Raw genomic sequence first — 19,102 nt, forward strand, 5'->3', positions numbered from 1 at the left:
TACGTTCGGCTGGTGCCGAAGGAGCCGGCGAAGCCGGGGGTGGTTGGCGATCACCTTGATCGCGTCCGCCAGCCAGGGCGCGTGCCTATGTGTCGAGCAGTGGTAGCACCGCCGCGGAGTCGGTCTCGTCCTTGTCCCGGGTCGCCTTTGCCTTGGAGAAGAGCCGTCGTGGCCCGGGCCTTGGGGCGGGCGATGGCGAACTGGCGGTTATGCGGGGGCGGTTGGGCGGCGTCCGGGTGCGGGTGTCGTTCGCGTGGGCCGACAGGGCCGGGACCGGCGGCGCAGAGCAGTGACCTGGGCCGGCGGCCGGCGCCGGAAGCGGCGGCCGGCCCGGGCCGCCGGGGGGAGTTGGGTCCGGTCAGCGGCCGGCGCCGGCGGCCGGGGCGGGGAGGTGAGCGGGATCAGCGGCCGGCACCGGCAGGGGCTGGCGGAGGGGGGCTGCGGCCGGCGCTGGCGGCCGGGGCGGTGAGCGGTGGTTTTGTTCGCGTGTTTGGGCGGCGGTCGTTCACCTTGTGGGAGGTGGTTGGATCGAGGTGGGGCCGGTGGTCTCGAGGGCGGAAGGCGCCTGGTCCGGTGCCCGTTTCGGGTACCGATTGGACAGTGTCGAGGGGCAGGAACGTGGAGTGGTCGTGGGCGTTGCTCGGTCTCGCCGCTGGGTTTCTGATTTCCGTCGTCACCGTGCCCGTGGGTGTCTCCGGAGCGGTTTTCCTGTTGCCCGTGCAGGTGAGTGTGCTGGGTGTGCCCAGCCCGGCCGTGACACCGACGAACCTGCTCTACAACGTTGTGGCCGGCCCCGGTGCCCTCCTGCGCTACGGGCGGGCCGGACAGTTCGGCGGACCGCTGACCCGGCTCTTGATCGCGGGTACCGTTCCGGGCGTCGTCATCGGGGCCGTGATCCGCGTCTGCGCTGTTCCCGGCCCGGGAATCTTCCGCCTCCTCGTAGCGGTGCTGCTGCTGCCGCTCGGGTTGTGGCTGTGGCTGCGGACGGTACGCCCGGCCCCACCTCACACGCGGCACCAGCCTTCGCCCCGCGCGACGACGTCGCTGGCCCTGGCTGTCGGCGTAGCCGGCGGCATCTACGGAATCGGGGGCGGCTCGTTGCTGGGCCCGATCCTGGTCGGCCGCGGCGTACCGGTCGCGGCCGTCGCACCTGCCGCCCTGGCCTCCACCTTCGTGACTTCCCTCGTCGGCGCGGCCACCTACGCGCTGCTGTCCCTGGCCACCACTGGCCACGTCGCCCCCGACTGGCTGCTGGGCCTATCCTGCGGCGCCGGCGGCCTCCTGGGCGGCTACCTCGGGGCACGCCTCCAGCCGCACCTGCCTGAGAGGGCCCTCCGGCTCCTGCTCGGTGCCCTCGCCACCGCGATCGGCGCGCTCTACGGAGTGCAGACCCTTCGCTGACCGTGCGGTGCCCAACCGCTCCGGGGCAGGCACCGGGGTGCTGTCGAAACGGGTGAACCTTGCGGCCCTGCGCCGGGCCGTCCGGTGTCTGTTGAACCGGTGTCGAAGTGCTGTCCGTTCTCACGTACAGAGCCGAGCGGGGCAAGTGACCGACGCCGGCGGCCTGGCGGCCATGGGGGAGTGGGGTCAGCGGCCGGCGCCGAAGTCCTGGGTCCACCAGGGGCCGCCGTCGCCGAAGTGGACGCCCACGCCCAGTTCCTTGAAGGAGCAGTTGAGTATGTTCGCGCGGTGTCCGGGGCTGTTCATCCAGGACTTCATCACCGAGGCGGCATCCGCCTGGCCCTGGGCTATGTTCTCGCCCAGGGTCGACCACTCGTAGCCTGCGGCCTCGACGCGGGTGGTCATCGTCGAGCCGTCGGGACCGGTGTGGGACATCACGCCGCTGCGGGCCATGACGTCGCTGTAGTCGTCGGCGGCCCGGGTGAGCCGCTCGTTCGCCGTGAGCGGCGCACATCCTGCCGCGGCCCGCTCCTTGTTGACCAGCGCGAGCACCTGCGCCTCGGGCCCGCCACCGGACCCCGTCCCCGGCCCGGAGTCCGCTCCGCTGCCGCCCGGCCGCACACCGCCGGAACCGCCCGCCACCGCCCCGCCGCCGCTCTTCGCCGCCGTCCCCGCGAGTGGCCTCGATGTGGGAACGGTCGTCTTCCGTGCCCCGGGGGAGGGACTCGCCGACTGCTTGTGTTTGTGCTTCGGCTTCGCGCTCGGTGAGCTGCTCGCCGTGGCGCTCGCACGCGCACGCGCCGAAGCGGAAGCATCCGGCGCCGCCCCGCCGGAGGCGCCCTGGGCGCCCGACGGCTGGTCCGCGCTGTCCGCGATCACCCGCTCCGAGGCGTCGCCGTCCTCACTGCTGACGACGGCCACGGTGATCCCGACGCCCGCGATCGCAGCGACGGCTCCCATGGCCAGCGCGGGACCGCGCCTCTTTGGCCCACTGGGGCGGCGGGCGTTCGAGCGGGAGGGGCGGGCGGCTCGGCGGGAACCCATGTAAGGACACCTCGGTCTGTTCGGTCGGCTGACGCGCCCCCTGTGTCCGGTGGCCGCGATCGCGGCCACCGGACCCTGTGGGGGGTGCTCGAGAGCCTAGAACCCGCCCGGGCCGCAAACCCTTGTTCGAAGGTCTTCTTCAAGAACCCTTAAGACAGCCCTCAAAGTCCGCTGAGAAAACGGCCGGAAGCACCCTGCCCTGCCTCACGCCCACCCTGCTCTGGCGTCCACCCCCTCGCCCAGGACGCCACCCGCCTGTGCAAGCTCGCACGCAACACAGCTGCCGCACCTGGCCACATGGTCGGCGCGCCAGGGAGGCGGCCGGGCCGCACCGCAGGGCAGCGGTTGCCGCGGCAGCGACGGGCTGCGGGCCGCCGCCCCGAGGCTCTACGTGGCCGCGGAACCGGGTCTGGATCGCGGTTGGCGCGCGCACTGCGTAGGGGATCGAGGCGCTGCGGGAATGCATCGAGGTCCTGCCGCCGCGTCCCGGAGGTGCAGATCGAGACCGAAGTGCCCTGCAACCGGGGCGGCCTGGCTGCAGGGCCGGCTCCCCGGGCGGGTGAGGTGCTGTCCGCCGAGTGCACAAAGCACCGTGCCGAAGGCGGGGTTGGGGGCCGCAGCCGGCGTGCGCTGCGCGGGCCTGTCCCCGGCCGTGCCCCGGGGCGGGAGGGGTGCAGGAGGACCGGCCCTCCGGCCCGCTTCCGGCCGCAAACCGGTTGCTGGTGCCGCTTCGTGTCGTCTACGGTGGCGGCATGGGTTCCCTGTGATCAGTACGTGTGGTTCGCAAGGGCGTGGGACGTCGAGCCTGGCTCCGTTCCTGCGTCCGACCGTGCACGCCTGAGGAAGCGAACGCGCTGCGATTGTTTCGCCATGCGCTGTTTTTGCTGGACGAAACCACTCCTGACTGCCGGATGATCCGGCTGTCTGCGTCTTCCTGAGGCTCTGCTGTGTGCGCGGCGACATCACTCGACCCCGTGCTGATCAGGAGGACTCCCACGTGTCGACAGCGCAACTCGCTCCGCATGACATCACCAAGCGCTACCAGGACCACGTCGTACTCGACCGGATCGGCTTCACCATCAAGCCGGGGGAGAAGGTCGGTGTCATCGGGGACAACGGATCAGGCAAGTCCACGCTGATCAAGCTGATCGCCGGGCGGGAACAGCCGGACAACGGTGCGCTGAAGGTGGTCGCGCCCGGTGGCGTCGGCTATCTGGCCCAGACACTGGAGCTGCCACCGGACGCCACGGTCCAGGACGCCGTCGATCTGGCCTTGGCCGATCTTCGGGAACTGGAGGAGGACATGCGCCGGGCCGAGGCCCAGCTGGCCGAACGGCCCCACCCAACGGGCCAGGATCCCGAACTTGCCGGGCTCCTGGAGAGCTACGGCGCGCTGGTGGACCGCTACCAGGCGCGCGGCGGCTACGAGGCCGACGCTCGGGTGGAGATCGCGCTGCACGGGCTCGGGCTGCCCGGCCTGGAACGCGGCCGGCGGCTGGGCACGTTGTCCGGCGGCGAGCGCTCCCGCCTCGCCCTGGCCGCCACCGTGGCCTCGGAACCGGAGCTGCTGCTGCTGGACGAACCGACCAACGACTTGGACGACCGGGCGGTGGGCTGGCTGGAGGAACACCTGCGCAAGCACCGCGGCACAGTAGTGGCGGTCACCCACGACCGGCTCTTCCTCGACCGGCTCACCACCACGATCCTGGAGATCGACTCCGGCAAAGTGATGCGCTACGGCAACGGCTACGAAGGCTATCTGGCTGCCAAGGCGGCACAGCGGCAGCGCAGACTGGCGGAGTACGAGCAGTGGCGCGCCGAGCTGGACCGCAGCCGCGACCTGGTCGCCTCCAACGTGGCGCGCCTGGACGCCATCCCGCGCAAGCTGCCCTTCGCCGTCTTCGGCGCCGGCCAGTTCCGCATGCGCGGGCGGGGGCACGGGGCGATGGTGCGCATCCGCAACGCCAAGGAACGAGTGGCGCGGCTGACCGAGAACCCGGTCGCGCCGCCGCCCGAGCCGCTCACCTTCACCGCACAGATCACCACCGGGGCCGCACTGCTTCAAAAGACGGTGGCCGAACTGACCGGTGTCAGGGTCGGCGACCGGCTCAGCATCGACTCCCTGCGTCTGGGGCCCGGTGAACGGCTGCTGGTCACCGGCCCCAACGGGGCGGGCAAGACGACGCTGCTGCGGGTGCTCTCCGCAGAGCTGGCACCCGACAGCGGATCCGTACGGGTGCCGGGCCGGGTGGGACACCTGCGCCAGGACCACACACCGTGGCGCAACGATACGACGGTGCTTCAGGCGTTCAGCAGCGGGCGGGCGGGCGACATCGACGAACACACCCAAACGCTGCTCTCCCTGGGGCTGTTCAGCCCGGACGAGCTCCGCCAGCGGGTGCAGGACCTGTCGTACGGGCAGCGGCGCCGCATCGAACTGGCCCGGCTGGTGACCGAGCCGGTCGACCTGTTGCTGCTGGACGAACCCACCAACCACCTCGCGCCCGCGCTGGTCGAGGAACTGGAGCAGGCACTGACCGGCTATCAGGGCACGGTCGTGGTGGTCACCCATGACCGGCGCATGCGCTCCCGCTTCAACGGCGCCCACTTGACGCTGCGCGATGGGCACGTCACCGAGTTCACCACTGCCTGATCGGCAAAGCCGCGCCGACGCAGGGCCGCCCGCCAGGCCCAGGTCGTGCACGACCACGGCGTGCACGACCGCCGGCCCGCTCGCTGAACGTGCGCGGGCCCGCCCTCCAGCGCCCACGGGCCCGCGCACCGCCAACACCGCCCCCGGTACCGGCTTCCCTGACCACCCGGCGCGCCGAAATGCAGCAGGCCGTCGCCCAGCTCGGCTCCGCCGATCACCTCATCGTGCACCTGCCCGACGACGGCTTCGTCTGCACCGCCCCACGCGCATCGCAAGCGGCCGGGGACGCACAGCATCCGGGAGCGCGACCCGCCATGGGCGATGAGCGTGGGTGCAAGGGGACTTAAGCCGTCCCCGTGCACCCAGGCTCACGATCCCTCCACCACTTCCACCGCGCCGTCGTGTCCGCCCGGCGGCCTGCCGAGGGCCGGGGCCACCTGTGCCGGACTCTTCCTGCGCCGGCTCAGACACCCAGAGAAGCGATCTCGATGGGTGAGCGATAGTTGGCGGCGGCGGTGACCACGCAGGCGCGATACGTCCGGTTGTTTTTGACGGCGAGAAAGTACTCGCGCAGGTTCTTCCCGTAGCTGACCAGGTAGCCCAGCCCGGGGACGAAGCCGGGCGGGCGCGGCACGAGCGCGAACGCTTCACTACACCGGAGGATCTCTCCGGTGGCGGTCGACAGGATGTCGGCCACGTCCGCGTTCATGTTCCAGCCGGCCGCCAGTGTGGGGCTCCATATCGCACCGGCCACTTCTCGCAGCTTCTCCTGCTCCTCGGGCGTCGGGTCGCTCCAAGCGCTTCGTGTCACTGTCAGCGATTCCCGGGCAGGCGTACCCCCGGCCGCCACCGCGGGCGGTGCTGCCATGGCCGCAGCGATGGCGAGCGCCGACAACATGACCACGGCCGCTGAACCTCTGCGCGTTCTCTTGCCCGTCGTCACCATGTTTTCCTCTCAGTCGAGTGACCACCCCCGGCGCGAGGGCGGTCTGAACGTCGCATGAGCGGACACAGGGGTCAACAGCGGCAATGCGCCACGAAGCACGGCACCCGGCAGGAGCGTCAACTGCTCACCGCTCACAGCAAGCCGCTGATGCTCGATGAGATCGCTCCCCGCCGGGAAAGCAGCCAGCCGAGCCGGCTCGCAACACGCCCCCCGGCATCTGCAATTCCCGGATCAAGCGGCGCCGGCGTTGGACCGGCGGCGCGTCAGGCAGCGGCGCACACGCGCACCGGCTCATGGACGATGACCAGAGCACTGACGGTAGCGACGGGGGCCAGTGGCCCGGGTGCCCTCACTCTTCGATCGTTCGGGCATGATCTGTCATGGAGCCTTGGCCCCACCCTCGCGTCGCGGTGTGTGGTTCAGGGAACGGCCGTGTGCCGGCAGGGTATCCATCGACGGGGGAGATGTCTGTGATCGTCTGGGTGAACGGCGCAATCGGCAGCGGGAAGAGCACGCTGGTGGACGAACTGCGCCCGCGCTGGCCCCGGGCGCTGGTCTATGACCCGGAGACGGTCGGCTATGTGCTGCGCGAGATCGTGAAGGTCCCGACCGGCGATTTCCAGGATCTGCGGCTGTGGAGGCGGCAGGTCGCGGCCTTGGCCGTGGGACTCGTCCAGGAGTATCAGCGGCCCGTACTGGTGCCCATGACGCTGGTCAACCCCGGCTATGTCGCAGAGATCTTCGGTGCGCTGAAGGACGCGGGGATCGTTGTTCACCACTTCTTCCTCAAGGTCTCCGAGGAGGTGCTGGTGAAGCGGATCGAGGGGCGGAGCTTCACGCCGGACGATCCCGCGCAGGATGAGCGAGTCCGCACATGGTGCAAGTCCAAAATCGAGTCGTGTATGGCTGCAGTGAACACCCTCCCCCATGACACCGTGTTCCTGGACGGCGAGCTGAGCCCGCGAGAGCTGGCCGCTGACGTGCTGGCCCGAGTCGGCGCGGTCCCGGGCCGATGACCCGGGCTCTTCCCGGTGCGCGATTCGGTTGGTGCGCCGTCTTCCAGAGTCCCGCTCATCGAAGCCCGCGGCGAGAATACCGACGCAGACGCCCCCTGGCGCCGTCCCACTGACCCCGCTGATCACGCCGGGTCAGCGGGACGATGCCCCGCACCTCATCCCCCGTCATGGAACGCATCCGGGGCCACCGCCTCGGCGGCGGGCACCCCCGCACCCGGCTCCCTCTCCGGCAGGGTGGATCTTGCTGGTCAGGCCGCCCCGGCAGCATCTGACCCCTCATCAGGGCGGTGCCGCCGGGGCCTGACTCTCTTTTCCCGGCACCCGAGGTGCTTCCCTCGAGCCCCGGCGGCGTACTGGCGGGCCCGACAGGAGGGGGAGTCCACGCTGGCCGCTCATCACCCCAGCCGAACAGGTCCTTCGCTGCTCCGCGACCCACTGCCCGACCGGTGTTACTCCTTCGCGGTGTCCGAAGAGCACACGGACATGGCCCTCCGCTCCACGCACGCCTTGAGCTCCGCCCAGCCCCAGGCCCGGTCCTGCCCTGCGGTGTCGACACGTTGCAGCTGCCCCAGTCCGCGACCATCACCGGATCCCGCGGAGCCGCGAAACACAGCAACAGACGGGACTCTTCCTCGCCTTCCCCCAGCGCGATCTTTTGAGAGAACGAAGGTTTGACAGCTCCCCGGACGGCGGCGGGTGGAGGGCTTGGCTGTAGGTCTCGCGCGCCCGACAGCAGATCTCCCCGAGTCCGCACGAAAAACCCGTTGCCCAATGGTCAAGAATCGTTGACCATTGCTGGTATGCCTACCGATGATCTTCCCGAGACGCTTCACGTCACCACTGACGAGCAACTGCGCGCCGTCGCCAATCTCACGCGCCACCGGATCATGGCCGTGCTCCGCTTCGAGCCGGCGACGATTACGCAGATCGCCGAGAGGGTCGGCCTTGCGAAGGGGAGTTCCAGCTATCACGTGCGACTGCTGGAACGAGCCGGCCTGGTTAAGGTCGTGCGGACGCGGAAGGTACGGGGGGTCACCGAGCGGTATTACGCGATGGCCGCGCGGACGATCGTGGTGCCCGATCCGGGCGAGGGAGGGCCCGATGTGCTGATGCGGCATGCGGTGGCGGACCTGGAGGCGGCGCCGGCAGATGCCGCACGGCACGTGCGGATGGCGCATCTGCGCCTCACCGACGAGCAGTTCACCGAGCTGGGGGCGCGCCTGCAGGCACTGGCCGACGAATACCGGGAACTGTCCGATCCGTCACTGCCGGACGCGTCACTCGTCTTCGCACTGTTCCACCCGGCACCGCGCCGGCACCCCGAAGGGGACGCCAAGTGACCTCAGACCTTCGGAAACTGCCGGCCGGGTTCGGACGGCTGTGGACCGCACAGACGGTGTCCTCGCTCGGCGACGGGGTGACGCACGCCGCGCTGCCGCTGCTTGCCTTGACGCTGACGCGCGATCCGATGGCGCTCGCCGCCGTCACGGCCGCGGGGACGCTGCCATGGCTCCTCTTCGGAGTGCTCGGCGGTGCGCTGGTGGACCGCTGGGACCGCCGGCGCACGATGTGGGTCACGGACACCGCACGTGCGGTGTTACTCGCGATACCCGCGGCGGCAGCCGCGCTCGACGTCCTCAGCATTCCGCTGCTCGCGGCCGTCGCCTTCCTGCTCGGCCTCGGCGGACTCTTCTTCGATACGGCCGCCACGGCCTATCTGCCCGATCTGCTCCGCCGCGACCCCGCACTCCTGGAGCGCGCCAACTCCCGCTTGCGCGGAGCCCAGACCGCCATGTCCGGCTTCGCCGGGCCACCTGCAGGCAGCGCGCTGCTCGCGTTCGGGCGTGCGGTTCCGCTGCTCGCCGACACTGTGTCGTTCATGCTCTCCGCACTGCTCGTACGTACGCTGCCCGCCATGCCCCGGCCCCTGCCGGAGGTCCGCGAGTCGCTGCTTCGCCAGGCACGGGCCGGGGCCTCGTACGTTCTCCGGGACCGGGTGCTCCTCGGCCTCGCGCTCCGCCCGGCGGTCGGGAACGTCGCCTTCCTCGCTGTGGAGACCGTCCTCGCTCTCTTCGCGCACGACCGCCTCGGCATTGATACCTACGGCTTCGGCCTGCTCCTCACGGCGGAGGCCACAGGCGGCCTGCTCGGTGCCGGCATCGCCTCCTACCTTGGCCGACGACTCGGCACCGGCACCGCACTGACCTGCACAGCCGCTGTCGAAGGGCTTGCCATCCTGGGCTTGGCCGCTGCCCCGAACCCGTACGTGGCCGGGCTGGCACTCGCCGTCTGCGGGGCCGGCATGGGCGCCACGATGGTGCTCGGACCCTCCCTCCGGCAGGCCATCGTCCCGGCCCGCCTCATGGGCCGGGTGGCCTCCACATCCCGCATGCTGGCCATGTGCGCCGCCCCCCTCGGGGCCTTCCTCGGCGGCTGGCTGGCCACGACCTACGACATCCGCACCCCCCTCTACGCCGCCGGCGTCCTCCTCCTGGCGATGACGACCGTCACGGCATCCATGAACAGCAACCGCCGGGTCGAAGCGGCGCTGCATGCCGCCGCCCTGGCCAACGGTCCAGATCACCCGACACCCGAAGATCCCACCCGGGAGAACGCACCCGACGTGTTGTAACGCCTGCCGCGAAGGCGTCACAAAGAGTTGGGCGCCAAGCCCCCGCAGGGTGCAACGAGGGACCAGGACGGTCCGGTGCGCTGCCCGTCAATCCCCATCGGCTCGGCGACGCCCGGGTCCCGGAAGGAGCGCAGGCCCCGGCCGGGGCCACTGGCTTTGATATGGAACAGGCAGCGGTCCAGGAAATCGACGTGCCGGTCCTTGAGTGGGCAGAGGCGGGCAACGACTTCGTCCGTAAAGGCGTGGCCCACGGCGCGAAGCCGGGCGAACCGGCCCGCGGCCCGGCCGCGGCCACCAGAGGCAGGCCCCTGCCAAGTCCGGGTCGTAGGCTTCCGGCCGGACACCGGGTTGATACCCGCTGCACCTGCCGGACCGGTCTATGCGCTCGATCGTCTACGGCGCGAGCGCGCCCAAAGCGTCCCAGCCGGCTACGGCGTGGCGCTTCCCCCGACCGACACGTTCCGGGGGCATTGGAGTGGCGGGCGAACAGCCCGGTGGCGTGTCTCCCGCACCGGCACGCGGCGCTTCCTAAAGTCGGCGAGGGGTACGGCACGGGGCCGACCGTCGGAGCACACAGACGGGTGAGTCATGGAACGGATGACGGCCGGATCGGCCACGAGCGGCCGCAGGCCGACCCGGAGATGGTCCCGGCGGCTGGCCGCCGCGCTGGGACTGGTCCTGCTCTGCGCGCTGCCCGCCGGAGCGACGGACGCCGCCCGGGCCGGTGACACCCGCACGCCCGTCGGCCCGGCCCCGTACGTGTCCGACTACGGCGGCAACCGGGTGCTGACCCTGTCCGCGTACAGCGGTGAACAGGTCACCGTCCCCCTCGACGGCCTGGTGCGTCCGACCGGTATGGCCTGGGATGCCGCCGGCCGGCTCTACGTCTCCGACACCGGCAACAACCGGGTCGTCGTCCTGCCCCCGGACGGCGGGGAGCAGTCGGTCGTACCGGCGGGCGATCTGTCGCGCCCACTGGGGCTCGCGGTCGACCCGGCCGGGAACCTGTACATCGCCGACAGCTTCAACGACCGGATCGTGAAAGTGGCCGCCGACGGCGGAGGCCGGACCGTGCTGGCCACGCAGGGACTGCTGCACCCCTGGGGGCTCGCCTGGGCACCTGACGGGCATCTGTACGTCTCGGACTTCGTCAACGACCGGGTCGTCAGGGTCGCGGTGGACGGCGGCGGCCAGCAGACCGTGCCCACCACGGGTCTCTCCCAGCCGACCGGGCTGGCACTCGGCACCGGAGGCGACCTGTACGTCGCCGACAGCGGCAACAACCGAGTGGTGAAGATCGCCACCGCAAGCGGCCGGCAGAGCACCGTTCCCGTCACCGGACTGAACTCCCCGCTCGGACTCGCCCTCGACGGCAACGGCCACCTGTACGTGGCCGACGGGTTCAACAACCGCGTGGTGCGCGTCCGCGAGACAGGAGGAGGACAGGTGACACTCGGCTTCACAGGCCTCAACACACCGACCGGTCTGGCCTTCCCCCCTGCCCCGGACAGCCCGGGCTACGGACAGGACTGACAAGGCTCGAGCCGCCTTTTCGCAGCGCCATACTGTGCATCAGGGCCGCGTCGGCGCCCGGGCGACGCGGTGCGGCATACGAGAGCGGCATGCCACGCGCTTCACCCGAACCCGCGCAGCACCTCGTACGCTCCGCACCGCCTCGATAAAGCCGGTGATCGCCTCCAGGCCGTGGCAAAGCCGGCGGATCACCACTTGCCCAGTCATCGTTCCCCCCCTGCGCTCGCCGGAAGGTCGTAACCTCCCGTGCACCCGCGGGCGCCGGGCCGGCATAGCGCTCCGGGCCGCCCGATCCGGGTACCGAGCTGTCCTCACCCACCGGCAAAACGCCGTACGACACACTCCTCGATGGGGACAGGACCACACAGGCGCGGACGCGAACAGCAGGCAACCCTCCGGTGCCACGCCGCAAGGCCGGGACAGCAGGAGACCCCGGGTCGCCCTGCGGTGATCGAGGTCGTCGTCGTTCTCAAGGACCTGCTCCGGCCTGCACCGCAGGAAAGATCGCCGCTCTGTTGCGGAGCGGGGCAGGCCACCGCCTGAAGAGACGCGGGTGGCTGCCCCGCATACTGAGGCAGTTCTCGCTGCGGCAGGGCATCAACCGCCATGGGATGGGGCGCAGATGGATGTGGGATCGGTGCTCGGCAGCATAGGCCGAGCGGCGGCCGGGGCGGGCCGACTGGTGTGGGCAGTGGTGACCCCACCGACCACGGGCACCGAGTATGACGCCCACTCCAAGATCGACAGGCTTGCGGAGAAGATCGAGAACGAGGTGCCGGAGGAGTTGCGGGACCGGGCCTGGGGTCTGGTTCTGGACGCGCTGTATGGGGTTCCCCAGGAGGTCGGTCAGTTGGTGGAGGGACACCAGGCGCCCCATGACGAGGAGACCGAGGGCCCGTCGGCCAAGTACTGATGCCGGGAACCGAAGAGCCTGAAGTGCGCCTTCGTTGACCACGCCGCTTCGGTCAGGCCGGGGCGGCGTGCTTCGCCCAGCGCAGCGCGCGGGGAGCGTCGGCCTCCACCTCACGCAGCTGCTCCCAGAGGACCCCAGGCCGCCCGTGCGCCTAGGCACCGAGGCCGCAATGAAGGGCTACCGCGTCCGCTACACGCTCGCCACGAAGCTGGTGAACGAACTGGTCGAGGCGGCCGACGAGAAGCATCTGAACAAGACCATCGCCCGCTACGGCCGCGTTGACCTGCTCTGCATCGACGAACTCGGCTACATGGAGCTCGACCGGCACGGTGCTGAGCTCCTCTTCCAGGTCCTGACCGAGCGTGAGGAGAAGAACAGCGTCGCGATCGCCTCCAACGAGTCCTTCGGCGGCTGGACCAAGACCTTCACCGACCCCCGCTTCCGCGCGGCCATCGTCGACTGCCTGACCTGCAACGGAACCATCATCGAGACCGGCACCGACTCCTACCGCCTCGCCAGCACCCGAGCCCGGGCCGAACACGCAGAAGCGGGCTGATCAATCGTTTCAACGCCTGGCCGGCAACCGTGGAGACGGGCCAGGCCGACGTCATCCAAGCGGGACCCGCCCTGCGGCCCGGGGCCCGGCATCCAGATGAGCTGCGATGCGCGTGACAGTCCGGGCGTTGTCCTCGAACAGATGCGCCTGCATGCCCGCCGCCTGGGCGGCCTCAATGTTGACTGCGACGTCGTCGATGAACAGGCAGTTCTCCGGCCGCACGTCCAAGCTGGCGCATGCGGCCTCGAAGGCACGCAGGTCGGGCTTCTCGATGCCGATCTCGTGTAGACGATCTGCTCCACCAGCTCGTCGAAGTGATAAAGCGACGCCTCCCGTTCCCGGGCGCCCACGAAGCTGTTGCTCAGGATGCCCAGCCTGCAGCTGCCGCGCAGCCCTCGCACATAGTCGATCAACTCCTCGTTCGGCGTCCCCAAATAATCGGCCCAGAGATCGACCATGAAAGCTTCAACCTGTGGAGTGGCAAGACCCAAACGGGCCGCCACCTGCTCGTGCACCTCGCGCTCGCTGATACTCCCGACACTCCCAGCCCGCCACACGTCGTGCATCCGCTCATGGACAGTGCCCAGTGGCAGCTCCAACCGCTCCTCCCACCGTTGCACCCATCCCGTTTCCGGCGCGATCTCCAGCACGCCACCGATGTCGAGAATGACGCAGGTCGCGGTCACGCGAACTCCCCCTCTTCGTCCTGGACCAGCGAGCACAGATCCCCCGCTCAGGTGATCGACAGAGACACTGTCGTCTCTCCCTCCGGGGCAAGGTCAAGCGATCTTCGAAGCTTGTGACAGCCTTGCCGCAACCCGCCGACCCGACTCGCCTCAATCAGCAGGTGCCTTCAAAACTCGTGACGATCCGCGAAGCCGTTGACCGGACGCTGCTGTCCAAACTCGTTAACAAACGCTGTCGCAAGAAGTGATCGAAACCAGACGACGGTCGTCTTGTCGGTGAAGGCCCACTCGCGAGCTCCGGTCGCTACCAACCGGCCCTGGTCCACCGCCTCCACCCAAGACCTGGACGAAGCCACCGCCCCCTCCCTCGCCACCGGCACGCCCACATACGCCGCCCAGACCATTCCGCTCGCCGAAGCCGTCGGGAGCCTGCCGCTTGCCACCGAATCCCGCCACGGCTACACCCGCGAGGCGTTCAAGCACTGGAACTCCGGCGACGACCCGGCCGACGGCTACACCACCCGCACACGCATAAAACCGGTTGGTCAGGGGCCCTTCGCCACCGATTCGAGGATGGCAACGTACTGCACATGATGCGTCACGAATATCGCATCATCCGCCATATTCGAGCTCCCTCGTCCAAGAGTGGAACAACAGGACTGCCGGGCGCGGGCCCTGCATAGGGTCCTGGGCACGGGCGGGGAGGGCGATGATGCCCAAGCCGCGCAGAGACCCCAGGAGGAGATGCTGGAATGAGCAATGTGGAGGTCTCCCTGAAGGAGATCATGACTTCGATCGAGGGCGCATTGGGGACTGCGCTGGTCGACTACACCAGCGGTATGGCGCTGGGCACCATGGGGGGCGGCAAGGACCTCGACCTGACTGTGGCGGCAGCCGGCAACACGGACGTGATCCGCGCCAAGGTCCGCACCATGGAACACCTCGGACTCAAAGGTGAAATCGAGGACATACTGATCACGCTCGGCAGCCAGAACCATCTCCTCCGGCCCCTCAAGGGCCGTGGTGGCAACGGCTTGTTCCTCTACCTCGTGCTCGACAGAAAGACATCGAACCTGGCCATGGCCCGCCACCAGCTCAAGCGGATCGAGGCGGGGCTGGCCGTGTAGCAAGCCGCGTCCTCCATAACCCCGCACGCCCACCACTTGAAGATTTCTTCAACTGGCTACATCCATATCAGAGCAATCCCATGGGTGTGCGGGGCCGCATCCACGAGGATCGGTTCGCAGCACCGGCCTGCGATGGCACGCAGAAGGCCGCCGTGCCCCGACACAGCCCTCACCCGGCAGGGAGCGATTCACATGCAGGTCCCCCTCTACCAGGCCAAGGCCGAGTTCTTCCGCATGCTCGGTCACCCGGTACGGATCCGGGTCTTGGAACTGCTGCAGAACGGCCCCGTCCCGGTACGCGACCTGCTCAGCGAGATCGAGATCGAACCATCCAGCCTCTCTCAGCAACTGGCCGTGCTACGCCGCTCGGGCATCGTCGTCTCCATCCGGGAGGGCGCGACCGTCAGCTACGCACTTGCCGGCGGTGATGTGGCCGAACTCCTGCGCGCAGCCCGCCGCATCTTGACCGAACTGATCGCTGGCCAAAACGAACTGCTTGCCGAACTCCAGCAGGCAGACGTTCAGCCGGCCCTCATCCCGGGCGGAGCCGACCTACCCTCGACCGGTCTGTAGCAGCACGTCGCGGCGTGGCCGGTCCCAACGACGCTGAAGGGTGTTGCAGAAGGCTTGGTGGCGGGCATTTTGCCTGTACAGGTGGGGTGTTGCGGGCTGAGCCGGTGTGGGTGGAGACGTTCACCGGGGTGCCGATGGGGCGCTTTGAGAAGCTGCTTCGGGTGGTGCGGGAGCGACGCGGTAACGGCCCCGGCGGTGGCCGGCCGTGGTGTCTTCCGCTGGCCGAGCGGGTGCTGCTGGTCGCCGTGTACTACCGCACGAACGTCACCATGCGGCAGCTCACCCCGCTCTTCGACTGCTCACCTGCCACCGTCTGCCGGGTCGTCCAGCGTCTTGGGCCCTTGCTTTCGATGGAGCCGGCGCCCAGGCCGGTACCGGGCGCCGACCGGCTATGGATCGTGGACGGCACCCTGATCCCGGTGCGTGACCGGACGGTCGCGGCCTCCTCACGCAACTACCGGTTCTCGGCGGATGTGCAGGTCATCGTAGACGCCGGCACCCGCCTGGTGGTGGCATCGGCCCGGCCGGCACCCGGCAGCAAGGCGGATGCGCATGTCTGGCGCGAGTCGGACCTGCCGGCCATCGCGGCGGGCACGACGGTGATCGCGGACGGCGCCCTGGGCACCGGGCCCGGCCAGATCATCCCCGAAGGTGACAACTGATGGCCGGCCCCACAGGCCGCGGCCACTGCCTGGGCGCCGCCCTCAACGACCTCCTGCGCTCCCAGGCCACTCCCCGCCACCGGCTGTCGTCGTACAACGCCAAGCACTGGCACGCCCAGCTCAGCCAGCTCACCGCCACCCACCGCGGACAGCAAGCCCTCGAGGAGGTCGGCCTCCACGTGACGACCAAAACCCTCATCAACTGGCTGTCAGACTCCGAGTACAACATCCGCCGCTCCTACCGCTACCTCATCCACACGGCCTACGAGAACGTCGCCGTCGTCCCCGCCGACCCGCTCCCCGACCACATCAGCGGGGCCAGTACGAGATCAGCGGCATCGTCAAGACCGGCGACGACGAACGCGAACGCGGCAACCGGCGGGCCGCTCCTCTCCGCATTGACGGCAGCAGGGGCAACTGGGACGCCATCGAGGAACCCTGGCTCGCCGGCGAGCTCACCGACGACGACTTCGAAGACCACTTCCTCGACGACGTCATCCTCGAGGACATCGGCGAAGGCACCGACGGCTGGGCGTTCCCAGGCGCCTCGTACTCCGTCGAGGTCCGGTAGCACCCCGGCTTCGGGGTCGGATGGCGGGCGACATCGCAACTGTCTCAGGACCGGGCGCGTCGTAGGCGCGCTGACGATGGGGGAGGAATGGGAGTCACGGCGACGACGGTCCGCGCGGTGAACGGGACGTCAACGCACCGTCCGCGCGGTCAACAGACCGAGAGCACGCTGAGCCGGACTCCAGGCGAAGGCACCGACGGTCGGGTGGCGCGGGCGCTACAGCCCAGCATTGGGCACTACGGCAGTGACCCAGGTCTCGCTTCTGAGCCGGTACCAGCGGTCCGCTGACGGGCGGTCCGGGAATGCCGGGCGCGCCCGTCCGGCCGGCACGGTGCTCGTCGGGCAGCGCCAGGCTGATCGCACCGACCAGCGAAGCCGGGGGGATCGCCTCTTCGCTCGGGCTCGCCAGGCCTTTGCCTGACGTGTGCTCACCGCGGCTTGTGATGCCCCTCATGCTTGCCCGGGTGGCATTTCTTGGGGCTCACGGTGGTGGTCGCGGTGGCGGAGTTGTTCTCCTGCGCCGGGTCGGGTTCCGCGGCGTGGGCCGTGGCGGTGTCGGAGATGGTGCCGGTGGCCGTGGGTTGGACGACGACGGTCACTGTGGCGCTCGTGCCGGGGGCGAGGGTGCCCAGGACGCAGGATGCACTGGTGGTTGTGCGGGTGCAGGTGCCCTGGCTGGGTGTGACGGACCGCAGTCGACCGGGTCCGGTGAGGGTGTCGGTCAGCGTGAGGCCCGTGGCGGGGGCGGTGGTGCTGTTATTGGTCACCGTCACGGTGTAGGAGACGCGATGGCCCACCTTGACGGTGGCTGGCCCGGCCTTGGCGACGGACACGTCCACGCCGGCGGAGGCGCCGCTGTCGCCCTGGTAGCGGGCCAGCGCGAAGTCCCCGTTGGAGCCGACAGCGATGATCTTCCCGTCAGTCTGCAACGCCACCCCGGAAGCCCCGGAGTCGCCGCCGAAGTCGGTGGTTACCTTGCCGCCGGTGCCGAAGGTGGCGTCCAGGCTGCCGTCGGAGTTGTAGCGGGCCAGCGCAAAATCGAGGTTGCCGATCGCCCCGCCAGTACCGACTGCGATGATCTTGCCGTCGGTCTGCAGCGCCACCTCGCGAGTCCAGTCGCGGCCGCCGAAGTCGGTGGTTACCGTGCCGCCGGTGCCGAAGGTGGTGTCCAGGCTGCCGTCGGAGTTGTAGCGGGTCAGTACGGAACGGCGGTTGTCGCTCGGGCCGCCACTGCCGACTGCGATGATCTTGCCGTCTGTCTGCAGCGCCACTCCGTACAGAATGGAGCCGCTGCCGAAGTCGGCGGTTGCCTTGCCGTCGGTGCCGAAGGTGGTGTCCAGGCTGCCGTCAGAGTTGTAGCGGGCCAGTGCGAAGCCGCCTTGGCTCGAAAAAACGCCGACTGCCACGATCTTGCCGTCGGGCTGCAGCGCCACGCCGAAAGCCACGCCGAAGCCGGAAGTCACCGTGCCGCCGGTGCCGAAGGTGGTGTCCAGGCTGCCGTCGGTGTTGTAGCGGGCCAGCGCGAATTCAGCGCCTACGCCTGGGGCACCACCGCCGACGACGACGATTTTGCCGTCGGGCTGCAGCGCCACGCCGTTGGCTTCGTCGTCGCCGTCCCACGGGTCACCTTGCTCGTCGCCCTCGAAGTTGGTGGTCACGGTCCCGCCGGTGCCGAAGGTGGTGTCCAGGCTGCCGTCGGGGTTGTAGCGTGCCAGCGCGAAGTCGTGGTAGGTGTTCACGCCGCTACGGCCGACAGCGATGATCTTGCCGTCGCTCTGCAGTGCCACGTCGAAAGCCGCGGCGTCGTCGCCGAAGTCGGTGATCACCGTGCCGCCGGTGCCGAAGGTGGTGTCCAGGCTGCCGTCGGTGTTGTAGCGGGCCACCGCGAAATCGGAGTTGTGGGGCGAGGGGGTGCGTGCCGACAGTGATGATCTTGCCGTCGGACTGCACGGCCACTGCGTCAGCCCCAGCCGCAGCGCCGAGGTCGCCGGTGAAGTGGGTGGTCACCTTTCCGCCGGTACCGAAAGTGGGATCCAGGTCGCCCGGGGCGGCCAGCGCGACTCCCGGGCAGAACAGCACGACCGCCGAGCTCAGGGCGGCTACCGCCCCGGCCCGGCTGCTCCTCGACCGCCGCTGACCGGCGGCATGTCTGGTACGTCGTCTGAACGCGAAGAGCGGATCAGGAAAGACCTTGGGCATGGACAATGCAAGCTGCCTTCCATGTTCGGGCCGCCGCTGCCACCGCAGTCGACGGTCATGCCAGTGACGGCATTTCTCATGGGTGCCTTGTGCACCCGCTCAGGGGACAGACCGTGCAGGAGGACGGCGCGGCCGGGACGCTCGCATGCGCCTCCAACTTCTGTTGCTTCTGCGCGGGGCATGCGGCCTGCCCCGCTGCCGTACTCCCGCCACTGGCGGAGAGCGCCCGCACTCGAAAAGAACCGGTGGCTCTGCCGGCCGGTGGGAGCCGCGCCGGAGCCGGCCCCCGCATCCCCCGAACGGCCGAGGGGCAACGACTGGTGTGGCGCACCCGGCGGCCGGACGTGGACAGCTCGCAGACCACCGGCCTTCGACCGGGAGGCGCACAAGCAGACGTTCACCGACCCCCTGCTCTGCACGGCGCTCGTGGACCGGGTGACCTTCAACGCGCACATCGTCGAGACCGGCACCGACAGCTTCCGCTTCAAGAAGACCCAGGAGAAGCACCGCAAGTCGTGAGTACAGGTGTCGAAGCCCCGCATGACAAAATGCGCGGGGCTTCGGCTCAGGTCAGGCCATGGTTTCTCTGG

The 19,102-nt window shown here is 69.6% G+C and carries 15 protein-coding genes and 3 pseudogenes; 13 read left to right on the top strand and 5 right to left on the bottom strand.

From position 1 onward, the window contains the following. Positions 1-618 precede the first annotated feature (618 nt). On the top strand, positions 619-1,401 hold the full coding sequence (locus ACFZDI_RS10945) for a TSUP family transporter (protein WP_391249373.1): 783 nt from the start codon (positions 619-621) through the stop codon (positions 1,399-1,401). A 186-nt stretch (positions 1,402-1,587) separates the two neighbouring features. Here ACFZDI_RS10945 and ACFZDI_RS10950 read toward each other — a convergent pair whose 3' ends face one another. Next, positions 1,588-2,445 carry a CAP domain-containing protein gene (locus tag ACFZDI_RS10950; RefSeq protein ID WP_391249375.1) on the bottom strand — a complete coding sequence of 286 codons (858 nt, stop codon included), beginning with the start codon at positions 2,443-2,445 and terminating at the stop codon, positions 1,588-1,590. A gap of 997 nt (positions 2,446-3,442) precedes the next feature. Here ACFZDI_RS10950 and car(A) point away from each other — a divergent pair. Continuing rightward, positions 3,443-5,098: an ABC-F type ribosomal protection protein Car(A) gene (gene car(A) / locus ACFZDI_RS10955; protein WP_391249378.1), complete on the top strand. Its 1,656-nt coding sequence runs from the start codon at positions 3,443-3,445 to the stop codon at positions 5,096-5,098. 463 nt (positions 5,099-5,561) lie between these two features. Here the strand turns inward: car(A) and ACFZDI_RS10960 are convergent, their stop codons facing one another. Further along, the gene (locus tag ACFZDI_RS10960; protein ID WP_234849210.1) at positions 5,562-6,044 is read right to left on the bottom strand and encodes a hypothetical protein; all 483 of its coding nucleotides are present in this window, start codon (positions 6,042-6,044) and stop codon (positions 5,562-5,564) included. Between the two features lie 470 nt (positions 6,045-6,514). Between ACFZDI_RS10960 and ACFZDI_RS10965 the strand changes: the two genes are divergently transcribed. From ACFZDI_RS10965 to ACFZDI_RS10990, 6 genes and pseudogenes are all read left to right on the top strand, one after another. Continuing rightward, positions 6,515-7,060, top strand: a complete 546-nt coding sequence (locus tag ACFZDI_RS10965) for an AAA family ATPase (RefSeq protein WP_391249380.1) — start codon at positions 6,515-6,517, stop codon at positions 7,058-7,060. Between the two features lie 800 nt (positions 7,061-7,860). Further along, positions 7,861-8,400 (top strand): helix-turn-helix domain-containing protein, encoded by a 540-nt coding sequence (locus tag ACFZDI_RS10970; protein ID WP_391249382.1) that lies wholly within the window; start codon positions 7,861-7,863, stop codon positions 8,398-8,400. After that, the gene (locus ACFZDI_RS10975) at positions 8,397-9,692 is read left to right on the top strand and encodes an MFS transporter (RefSeq protein WP_391249384.1); all 1,296 of its coding nucleotides are present in this window, start codon (positions 8,397-8,399) and stop codon (positions 9,690-9,692) included. The genes ACFZDI_RS10970 and ACFZDI_RS10975 overlap by 4 nt, the downstream gene beginning before the upstream one ends. A 588-nt stretch (positions 9,693-10,280) precedes the next feature. Beyond that, on the top strand, positions 10,281-11,225 hold the full coding sequence (locus tag ACFZDI_RS10980; RefSeq protein WP_391249386.1) for a hypothetical protein: 945 nt from the start codon (positions 10,281-10,283) through the stop codon (positions 11,223-11,225). A gap of 694 nt (positions 11,226-11,919) precedes the next feature. Further along, positions 11,920-12,138 (top strand): hypothetical protein, encoded by a 219-nt coding sequence (locus ACFZDI_RS10985; protein ID WP_391249388.1) that lies wholly within the window; start codon positions 11,920-11,922, stop codon positions 12,136-12,138. Between the two features lie 145 nt (positions 12,139-12,283). After that, positions 12,284-12,694: pseudogene (locus ACFZDI_RS10990) on the top strand (ATP-binding protein); the annotation flags it as partial. A 51-nt stretch (positions 12,695-12,745) separates the two neighbouring features. Here ACFZDI_RS10990 and ACFZDI_RS10995 read toward each other — a convergent pair. Then, positions 12,746-13,380: pseudogene (locus tag ACFZDI_RS10995) on the bottom strand (HAD family hydrolase). Between the two features lie 276 nt (positions 13,381-13,656). Here ACFZDI_RS10995 and ACFZDI_RS11000 point away from each other — a divergent pair. The 4 genes and pseudogenes from ACFZDI_RS11000 to ACFZDI_RS11015 all read left to right on the top strand — a co-directional run. Further along, the gene (locus ACFZDI_RS11000; protein WP_391249390.1) at positions 13,657-13,974 is read left to right on the top strand and encodes a hypothetical protein; all 318 of its coding nucleotides are present in this window, start codon (positions 13,657-13,659) and stop codon (positions 13,972-13,974) included. A gap of 158 nt (positions 13,975-14,132) precedes the next feature. Further along, a complete protein-coding gene (locus ACFZDI_RS11005) occupies positions 14,133-14,507 on the top strand; it encodes a hypothetical protein (protein WP_234849202.1) in 375 nt (124 codons plus the stop codon). Positions 14,508-14,699: 192 nt separating this feature from the next. Beyond that, on the top strand, positions 14,700-15,080 hold the full coding sequence (locus ACFZDI_RS11010; protein WP_234849201.1) for a helix-turn-helix transcriptional regulator: 381 nt from the start codon (positions 14,700-14,702) through the stop codon (positions 15,078-15,080). A 134-nt stretch (positions 15,081-15,214) separates the two neighbouring features. Then, positions 15,215-15,727: pseudogene (locus ACFZDI_RS11015) on the top strand (transposase family protein); the annotation flags it as partial. A gap of 277 nt (positions 15,728-16,004) precedes the next feature. Here the strand turns inward: ACFZDI_RS11015 and ACFZDI_RS11020 are convergent. Then, positions 16,005-16,316, bottom strand: a complete 312-nt coding sequence (locus ACFZDI_RS11020) for a hypothetical protein (RefSeq protein WP_391249393.1) — start codon at positions 16,314-16,316, stop codon at positions 16,005-16,007. 425 nt (positions 16,317-16,741) lie between these two features. Then, complete coding sequence (locus ACFZDI_RS11025) at positions 16,742-18,289, bottom strand: hypothetical protein (RefSeq protein WP_391249557.1); 1,548 nt, start codon at positions 18,287-18,289, stop codon at positions 16,742-16,744. Between the two features lie 484 nt (positions 18,290-18,773). Between ACFZDI_RS11025 and ACFZDI_RS11030 the strand changes: the two genes are divergently transcribed. Next, complete coding sequence (locus ACFZDI_RS11030) at positions 18,774-19,031, top strand: ATP-binding protein (protein WP_391249395.1); 258 nt, start codon at positions 18,774-18,776, stop codon at positions 19,029-19,031. Positions 19,032-19,102 lie beyond the last annotated feature (71 nt).

This window comes from Streptomyces sp. NPDC007907 (assembly GCF_042959365.1).
Lineage (GTDB): Bacteria > Actinomycetota > Actinomycetes > Streptomycetales > Streptomycetaceae > Streptomyces > Streptomyces indiaensis.

What these genes read in the sequence shown, in the direction of transcription:
- ACFZDI_RS10950 (WP_391249375.1), bottom strand. Translation starts at nt 2,445, where the DNA reads ATGGGTTCCCGCCGAGCCGCCCGCCCCTCCCGCTCGAACGCCCGCCGC.
- ACFZDI_RS10960 (WP_234849210.1), bottom strand. Translation starts at nt 6,044, where the DNA reads ATGGTGACGACGGGCAAGAGAACGCGCAGAGGTTCAGCGGCCGTGGTC.
- ACFZDI_RS10970 (WP_391249382.1), top strand. Translation starts at nt 7,861, where the DNA reads ATGCCTACCGATGATCTTCCCGAGACGCTTCACGTCACCACTGACGAG.
- ACFZDI_RS10980 (WP_391249386.1), top strand. Translation starts at nt 10,281, where the DNA reads ATGGAACGGATGACGGCCGGATCGGCCACGAGCGGCCGCAGGCCGACC.
- ACFZDI_RS11005 (WP_234849202.1), top strand. Translation starts at nt 14,133, where the DNA reads ATGAGCAATGTGGAGGTCTCCCTGAAGGAGATCATGACTTCGATCGAG.
- ACFZDI_RS11010 (WP_234849201.1), top strand. Translation starts at nt 14,700, where the DNA reads ATGCAGGTCCCCCTCTACCAGGCCAAGGCCGAGTTCTTCCGCATGCTC.